We start from the raw sequence: 8,081 nt of genomic DNA, 5'->3' as shown, positions 1-8,081 counted from the left end.
GTGGGGCAACAAAAAGTACATGAATATGAAGCACCTGGAGGCCGCCATTGAGGATGCCTCCATTGCCGGCTGACTCCATTCATGCCAGAGCTTGCAAACTAAAGTGCGAAAAAATCTTGACACGACCTGTTGGCGGCCGTGCTGGTGCGCTTTTGCGCCCTGTAACAGAGGCAAAAAGCGGTGCGGGCTTGAAGGCAGCCTGCGGGCGGCGAACTCGGAAAAGTGTGTCAACAAACGAACATGCCGCAGGCTATAGCCTGCGGCATGTTCGTTTGTGTCTGACCAATTTCGATTTTTCAAGCCAGATCCGGGTGGAGAAAGCGCAACAGACAAGGTAGATCTATTGGCCGATAAAGAAGAGCCAGGTATTAGCGCCCCGCTCCATTGCGGCGAAATAATGAGTTTCCCCGCCAACCTCAATGGAATATACTTTGAAATTCTTTCGGATCCCATCGGTATAATCTTTCAGATACGCGGTCTCTCCGGTGTCGGTCCACTCATAATCAAAGAGGTTGACGCCCCAGAGCTTATAAGTCCTATTTTTGATCAGCTTCCCCAGTTTCCATTCCATAGCGCAGCCCTCATTTGTTTGATGATATTTAAAGTTTAGCGTCAAAGTCGCCGCAAGTCAATTACGTTTGAAGATAGTTGGCCCAGGAATCCGGCTCGCCCAATTCAGCCTTGACCATTTCCGGGGAAAGGGGCTGGACCTGGCGGCCGGTGGCCAGGGCGGTCAGATAGGTTTGCGCAGCCTCCTCAAGATAGACCGCTGCATACAGGGCAATTTGGAGGGAGGAACCGAACGCCATCACGCCATGGCTGCGAAGAATCACCGCATTGGAACCATTGGCATATTGCACGGTCAACTCTCCCATCCCCTTATCGGAAGAGGGAGTGAACGGAGCCACGGGGACATCGCCCTGCAAGGCGTCGATTTGGGAAACCAGGCAGGCAGGAAAGACGTCCGCGATCAGGCCAAGCGCGGTAGCGCAAGGCTGATGGGTATGAATCGTGGCATTCACCCCGGGCATTTTCTGAAAAATAAAGAGGATGGCATCCAGATCGGAGGTGGGCCGCCGGTGACCCTCCACCCGCTTCCCCATAGAGTCCACGATACAAATGTCGTCTGCCGTCATAATTTCATAATCCAGGCCGGAGGGGGTCACGGCAATATTGCCGTCCGCCAGGCGAACACATACATTTCCGCCGCACAGCGTAATCAGGCGGCATCGTTTCAGTTCAAGAGCGCAGTCGATCAGAGACTGCTTTTCTTTTTCATACATAACGATCACCTTATTTCAGACAATACTGATCTGTGTAACGGGCCAGCAGTTCGGCGGGCGAGTGTTCGCGCTCGCTTGGAAGGTAGGCCCGGCGGGCAGAGCCTTCCTGCGCCTTTTTTTCCGGAAAGATGAGCCGTCCGGCGATGACCGCATCGGCCCCGAGATGGAAGCAGTTGCCCATCTCGGTCTCATCCATGGCGCCGTCCACCCAGAGTTCTTTACCGGCGGGAAGCAGGTTTCTGGCGGTGCGAATGCGGTCGTGGCTGGCCCCGCAGAAGCCGAGTCCATTGGTGCCGCCAAATCCGCAGTCCATGGTCATGAGCAGCAAAAAGTCAATGTACTCAAAGAAGGGAGCCACCTGTTCCACCGGGGTTTTTACATTGATGGCCAGTCCGGGGATCAGGCCCAACTGCCTCAGGGCGCACAGTTCCTCTGCAGGATAGGGCAATTCCTCAAAGTGGACTGCCACCTCCCGCGCGTTGCATTTGGCGATTTCCCCAAAATATTGACTGGGGTTTTTGGCCATAAAATGAAAGCACAGGGGATTGGGGAACAGGGCGGCAATGGAGCGCACAGTACGCATTCCGAAGGTGATATTATTGACGAAATTGCCATCCTCAATATCAATATGCAGGGGCGTATCCTTCGGGAAGGCGCCCAACTCCTCTGCCAGGAAAAGCTGATTGGCTGAGGCGGCGGAAGGGATGATTCGTTTCATGTCGAGCGTCCTTTCTCTGCGCCTTACCGTTTTGCGCGCAGCGCCTTTACCACGTCCATAAATTCTTTGACACGGTTGACATCCACACGTACGTTCTCCAGGCGGTCGTTTTCCAAACGACCGCCCTCTTTAAAATAGGTGCCTACCACCGCGCCGTCAGCGGAGGAGAGCTTCTGCTCGATGGTATCGGGGCGGCAGCCGGTGTTGCACAAGACCACCACGTCAGGCGCGCCTTTCTTCACGCTGGCGATTAGGGCGTCGTCGACATCCTGCCCGGCCGCATTGGCGGAAATGCAAAGCCCGTCGGGATGCGCCTTGAAGATCGTGGATTTGGCGATATCCACCAGCGGGCGCGGGTCCAGATTGCGATCGGATTCGGGGTTAATGAAGTACAGCATCTTCAGCTCATCCAAGTGCAGCGCAGCCTTACGGCGCAGCAAATGGGAAAAATCATTGTTGTAAAGTCCGCCGTCACCCACGTAGACTCCGCTGAAGGTGCCGCGGATGAACTTTGCGTCCACGGCGGCCGCCAGCTCAATGGCCGCCAGTCCGTCCGAAATGCAGTCCACGCCGTAAGGAACGCAGATCTCCGACTTGAGCTCGCCGATGACGCGGGCCATGGCGGCCGGCGTCACAAAGCTCATGTGCCGTTCGTAGGGCAGGCTGAACTCATTGGAAAAAATAATACCATCCACACCGCCGTCCTGAAGCGCATGGAGGTCTGCGCGGGCGTGTTCGACCACGCGCTCCATGCAGTGGCCGTAATGAAACCGGGGATCGCCCGGGAGGGGATCCAAATGCAGCATGGTAAAAATCGGCTTTTTTACGCCAAACATATCGTCAGTCCACATAGCATATCACCTTTTTCGCTGATTTTTTCCTGAGGTCAGGCCCACAGTTTTTGCATACGTGCCTTGATGCGTCGGGCTTCCGCGGCCGGGTCCTTTGCATTGCGGATCGAGCGGCCACAGATGACGGCAAACAGAGGCAGACCGGCCAACATATCCAAGTCGTCGTAGGTAATACCGCCGGTGGCTGTGACTTCAAAGCCCATGTTACATAGCTTCTGAAGAAACTCTACATCCTCACAAGTCCAGGGACCGCTGGCCGAACTGGGGCGGCCGTAGATGATCTGCTTGATGCCGATTTCCTTCCAGGTTTTAAGATCATCCAGCGTCCAACCGGCGCCATAGTCGCCGTAGAGTTCAATTTGCACATCCTGTCCGTTTGCCCGGGCCTGCTCCAGGACAGCGGCCTTGACTTCATTGCGGGCAGGGGAAAACATAGTTACATACTGGACTTGACTGGCCAAAACCTTCGGACCGAAATGGGCTACGGAAAGCTGAGCGTCAGCGACCATGATTTTGTCCGGAAAACAGGCCCGCATGATCCGAACGGCGCGCATCCCCTCCATCAGGATAAGCATAGTGCCGCATTCGATAATGTCTGCCTCAGTTCCAAGACCGCCCTGCAAGGTACGAAACGCATCTTCCAGGGATTCGTTATCTAAAGCGATTTGTAAATAAGGTGCTTTCATATTTGCCTCTCTTATTTTTAATTTTTAAACAGAAAAGCGGCCTGCCTGCCGGCTTGCGGGCAGGCAGGCCGCTTGGTGGTGGGGCGGGGTTCGATCCGATGGGAATCAGGCCACCAGGGACTCCAGCAAATATTCGATCATAAAATAGTTGCCCATATAAAAAATGAGTGGGATAAACAGCTTCCGCCTGGACAGCGAACGGTTGACAATATCCCGATAGACCAGATAGACGATGACTAGAAAGGTCACGATACAATAAGCGGCGCTGGGGACCGTAACAGAGGAAAAGCCGAACCAGGTCCTCAGGTCGATTTGGGTTGGGAGCTGCTGCCAGGCCGTAACGTTCAGGTAGGCTGTCCCGCACAGAATGAGCAGATACAGCCCCTTGGTCAGAGTGGAACTCTTTTTTAATCCATCTGAGAGAGAGAGCCGTTCCGGCTGCCATACGTCCAGTTCCTCCGCGTCCGGATCGTCCGGAGAGGTGTGCACACGCGCTTGTGCCGCCTCACTCTGTCGGGTATCCTGATGTCTGTGGTGACCGCGCTTGCTTCCCATGTTAAGATCCCTCGCTTTTTATTTTCTCATGGAGTAGAACCGGGCGGGATTATTGATCATGAAGTCATCCACGGTCTCCTGGGTGAAGCCTTCGTCCAGCAGACGCGGAATGAACTTCTGCTTAATAAAGCCCCAGCCGGGACCATAGCCATAGGCCTGATGATGGCTCTTCTTGCCCATATCGTTGCTGAGCATGATCTGCTTGCCGAACCCGTCATCCACCAGGCGGCGCAGCAGGTCCACACGGACCGAATCGGGATAGTACTTGACTTTGCCCGGCCCGTCGTAGATCAAATAGGCGCCGGTCTCCAGAATTTTCTTGTGCAGCCAGTAGTCGGGATTGCGGTCAATGTGGGCGATGCCGAACTGATTGGCAGGAAGTCCTTCGTTGAGGACGATCTCCAACTGCTCCAGGGCAAAGGAGCCCCCGTCGGTATGGGTGTGCATGGGGCAGCCAGTGGCAATAGCGGCGCGGGCGCCGGCCTTCAGGGCCTTGACCTCACCAGGGGTGGCGTAGCAGTACTGCGTGCCGGCCTTGATCCAGCCGGCCTTGATCGTGGTGCCGTTCATGCCTTCTGTGATCTCCTTGACGTAACCGGCGGCAATCTCATCCACATCCTTATCCTTCCAGACAATGGACAGGTCCATCAGCGGCTCACGGTCGCCCGGATAGTCGAAGGGAACGCCGGTAGCGGCAATGATATGGACGCCGGTAGTTTCAGAGATGACCTTGAGGTAGGCCGGCGCGCGGCCGTCCTGATCGCGGCACATGGCGTCCACCAGGCAGCCGCCGCCAATGGACTTATAGTCTTTTACCATCTGCAGCTGGATATTGAAATTGCGCAGGGCCCATTCATTGTCCGGCGCGAACAGGCCGCGGGGACAATGGATCACGTGCTCATGGGCCATTGTGAACCCTAGCTCAGACGAGTCGATGTCGCCCAGAACGGTTCTTACTTTTCCCATTTTCTAAGACCTCCAGATAAAGATATAGCCACTTTTGGACAGCGAAGCAGCGCTGAAAAGTGAATCGGCCGGGATTTTGCTCCTCTGTTCGTCGCAAGTATATAAAAATTTTGCGGGTAACTCAAGCTGTTTGGTGTGTTTTTCACAACCGTTCGCCTTCCGGCGGGGCGAGGGAACGGATGGGGCGGTTTTAAGAAAATTTTTGAAATGAAATACGCGTAATTGTGCAAAAATCCGGCGGCCAGCGTTGTTTTTTGCGATATACGTGAAAAAGCGGACGGTTATTATGGTGATTTTAACGAGAATAGCTGCACAAATGAGCAAGCTGCACAGGTGATTCAATTGGCCCGAAATGATTGACAATGTTCAAAAAGTGCCTCAAACTTGATATGGTTTCTGAACTGTGTGTAACGGAAAGAGGCCATTGTGGAGACGGCATGCCGCCTTCACGGGTAATTTGAAGGGAGCGAGCGCGCCATGAAGCTTGATTATTTAAAAGGCCTGTATCAAAAGGGCCTGTTTGAAGTACACGAATGCTTTACGACCTGGGAGCAGGCGGTCAGGGCCTCTGTTCAGCCGCTGGTGCGAGCCGGCATGGCAGAGCCGGCTTATGCCGACAGCATCATTGACAATGTGGAGGAAAACGGACCTTACATCTTTTTGGCGCCCCATATCTGTATGCCCCATTCCAAGGCGGTGGAGCTTGTCCATAAACCGGGGATCTGTTTTGTAAAGGTAAACCAGCCCGTTTGGTATGATAAGAACGACCCCGACATGGGCGCGGAGCTTTTTTTTACCATTGCAGCCTGCGAGTTGAACGCCCACTTGGATGCGGTCATGGAATTAGCGGATATTTTTGATGATGAAGAAACCATAACCGCTTTGCTGAACGCAAAAAGTTCCCAGGATTTTGAAAAGCTGTTGGGCTGAGCCACTCCCTTCGCTTTTCAAATGATAGAATCAAATTCCGGCCGGGGAAAGGAGGAAAAAGTCCCATAGTTTCCCTCACAGGCAGTTAAAAGGACCGAGATTATTTTGGTACCCCCAAAACAGAGAAAACTGCAAAAAGAAAGAAGAGGAGAATATGGAGAACGTCATATCCGTATTGAGCTGGGTCTGGTACAATTTCTTTGACAGAGCAGCTATGTTTATGATGGTGCTGGTCCTGATCGGCCAGCTGCTGACAAAGCGCCCCGTTTTGGAGTCCATTATGGGCGCCCTGAAGGCCTATATCGGCTATATCGTCTATCAGACGGCCACCGGCGGACTGTACAACGCCTTCCAACCCATTATGATGGGGATGCGAAACGTCCTGGGCATGAATTTGCTCGTCAATGACGATTCCTTGGGCGCAGGGACCCTAACCGCCATTTTGGAGGGCTTTGGGCGCACCACCAGCCTGCAGATGGCTTCCATGGCGGCAGGCTTTATTTTTGCAATCCTATTGGTCCTGCTGAAGAAGTACACAAAGTGCCGGTCCCTTATTATCCAGGCGCACATCCTGTCCGGTCAGGCCATCGACATGGTCCCGATCCTTCTGGTCATGTTCCCCCTGATGAACGATTTCACCGTTATTCTGGCGGTGGGCCTCTTCCTGGCGGTAAAGTGGTGCGTGCTTTCCAACTTAACGGTGGAACCCGCGCAGGATCTGACCGACGGCGCAAATATGTGCGTGGGGCACACCCAGATGATCCTGGACCGCATCGGCTATGAGTATGGCCGGTACCTGGAGCGCAAGGCCAGGAAAAAGGGTAAGGAAGTCAAGAAGTTCGATAATATGGAGATGCCCGGTTTCCTGTCCATTTTCAACGATATGTATGTGTCCTCCTTTATCGTCATGCTGATTTACTTTGCCGTGCTGATTTCCCTGATCGGAAAGCCCGGTATGATGGCCATCGACTCCAGCCTCACTGAAAGCACAAGTTTTGCCCTGTATATCTTCCACACCGCCGGCAAGTTCCCCGTTTACCTGGTGATCCTGCTGACCGGAATGCGGATGTTCGTTGCTGAGCTGACCGTGGCCTTCAGCGGTATCTCCGAAAAGATCCTGCCCAACACCCTGCCCGGCATCGACTGCGCCGCCTTCTACGGCTTTGTAACCAACGGCTCGGTCATTACCATCAGCTTCCTGGTGGGTTCCCTGACCATGACCCTCTTTACCACGGTCGGCATGTTGCTCGGCCTGCCCTTCGTGTGCCTGGTCGGGTTTGTCCCCATGATGTTCGACAGCGCCACCGTCGGTATTTTCGCCCATCACAGAGGCGGTATCAAGGCCCTGGTGGTCTCCTGTATCGGCGTGGCGGTGGCCGACGTATTCCTGGCGGGGATCGCCGCGTGCACCATCGGCTTTGCCCAGTACGGCGGGGTCGGTTTCCAGGTGGACAACGCAATTACCCTGGCGGCGTTCTCCCCCATCTGGAAGTATCTCGGATGGGCCGGATATGCCTTGGTCCTGGTCATCATGCTGGCAATCCCACAGATTCAGTATCTTAAGAACAAGAAGGGATATTGGCTGGCCGCCGAGGACTGGGAACAGTACAAGCAGGTCATGGGGGAGGATTTATAAGAATCCGCAGGTCCCCTTTTTTGGATCGGGAATCCCACGGCCGGATCGGCCGTGGGATTCCCTCCCTGTTAAAAATACCGCGTAAAATGCAGCGCACGAAAGACAAATCATGTCGGAGGAGTGAGACAGATGGACGTCAAGAGCAAAAAGTTTAATATCCTGGCGTGCTGTGCGGCTGGCAACGGCTGCTGCCAGCTGGTGAGCCTGAAGGTCAAACGGGTGTTTACCAAGCTGGGGCTGAAATGCAATGTGGAGGCGAACACCGTGTCGGTGGGAAAGGCCATCGGTCAGAAATACGACGTGGTCTATTGTGGCGTGGCGCTGGAGCCCCAGTTCGCTGCGGCAAAACAAAAGGGAGCCTATGTGATCCCCCTGAAAAACATTATGTCCGAGGCAGAGATCGAGGAGAAGACGAAGCTCTGGCTGGACACCCTGGCCGGCGCCTGACCTGGCTGG

Annotated in this window: 10 protein-coding genes; 3 read left to right on the top strand and 7 right to left on the bottom strand. The window is 54.4% G+C overall.

Annotated features, from left to right (window positions below):
• Positions 1–340: 340 nt before the first annotated feature.
• The 7 genes from NE547_RS00880 to NE547_RS00850 all read right to left on the bottom strand — a co-directional run bounded on the left by NE547_RS00880 (position 341) and on the right by NE547_RS00850 (position 5,059).
• Complete coding sequence (locus NE547_RS00880) at positions 341–571, bottom strand: hypothetical protein (protein WP_186907418.1); 231 nt, start codon at positions 569–571, stop codon at positions 341–343.
• Between the two features lie 61 nt (positions 572–632).
• Positions 633–1,283, bottom strand: a complete 651-nt coding sequence (locus NE547_RS00875; RefSeq protein WP_256174509.1) for a class II aldolase/adducin family protein — start codon at positions 1,281–1,283, stop codon at positions 633–635.
• A 10-nt stretch (positions 1,284–1,293) separates the two neighbouring features.
• Positions 1,294–2,001, bottom strand: coding sequence for a ribulose-phosphate 3-epimerase (locus tag NE547_RS00870; protein ID WP_256174508.1), 708 nt, complete (start codon positions 1,999–2,001; stop codon positions 1,294–1,296).
• 23 nt (positions 2,002–2,024) lie between these two features.
• Positions 2,025–2,852 (bottom strand): BtpA/SgcQ family protein, encoded by an 828-nt coding sequence (locus NE547_RS00865; RefSeq protein ID WP_186907421.1) that lies wholly within the window; start codon positions 2,850–2,852, stop codon positions 2,025–2,027.
• Positions 2,853–2,887: 35 nt separating this feature from the next.
• Positions 2,888–3,538, bottom strand: a complete 651-nt coding sequence (locus NE547_RS00860) for an orotidine 5'-phosphate decarboxylase / HUMPS family protein (protein WP_186907422.1) — start codon at positions 3,536–3,538, stop codon at positions 2,888–2,890.
• A 105-nt stretch (positions 3,539–3,643) separates the two neighbouring features.
• Entirely contained in the window at positions 3,644–4,093 is a 450-nt protein-coding gene (locus NE547_RS00855) for a hypothetical protein (RefSeq protein WP_256174507.1), read from the bottom strand.
• A gap of 18 nt (positions 4,094–4,111) precedes the next feature.
• Positions 4,112–5,059 (bottom strand): phosphotriesterase, encoded by a 948-nt coding sequence (locus NE547_RS00850; protein WP_186907424.1) that lies wholly within the window; start codon positions 5,057–5,059, stop codon positions 4,112–4,114.
• 477 nt (positions 5,060–5,536) lie between these two features.
• Here NE547_RS00850 and NE547_RS00845 point away from each other — a divergent pair, with 477 nt between their 5' ends.
• From NE547_RS00845 to NE547_RS00835, 3 genes are all read left to right on the top strand, one after another.
• Positions 5,537–5,989 carry a PTS sugar transporter subunit IIA gene (locus NE547_RS00845; protein WP_186907425.1) on the top strand — a complete coding sequence of 151 codons (453 nt, stop codon included), beginning with the start codon at positions 5,537–5,539 and terminating at the stop codon, positions 5,987–5,989.
• Positions 5,990–6,143: 154 nt separating this feature from the next.
• Positions 6,144–7,625 (top strand): PTS transporter subunit IIC, encoded by a 1,482-nt coding sequence (locus NE547_RS00840; protein WP_186907426.1) that lies wholly within the window; start codon positions 6,144–6,146, stop codon positions 7,623–7,625.
• 129 nt (positions 7,626–7,754) lie between these two features.
• Entirely contained in the window at positions 7,755–8,072 is a 318-nt protein-coding gene (locus NE547_RS00835) for a PTS sugar transporter subunit IIB (protein ID WP_186907427.1), read from the top strand.
• The last annotated feature ends 9 nt before the right edge of the window (positions 8,073–8,081 follow it).

Origin of the sequence: Flavonifractor sp. DFI.6.63 (assembly GCF_024462255.1) — a bacterium.
Classification (GTDB): Bacteria; Bacillota; Clostridia; order Oscillospirales; family Oscillospiraceae; genus Lawsonibacter_A; species Lawsonibacter_A hominis.
The sequence above is the reverse complement of the archived record's forward strand: the minus strand, read 5'-3'. Positions and strand labels throughout refer to the sequence as shown.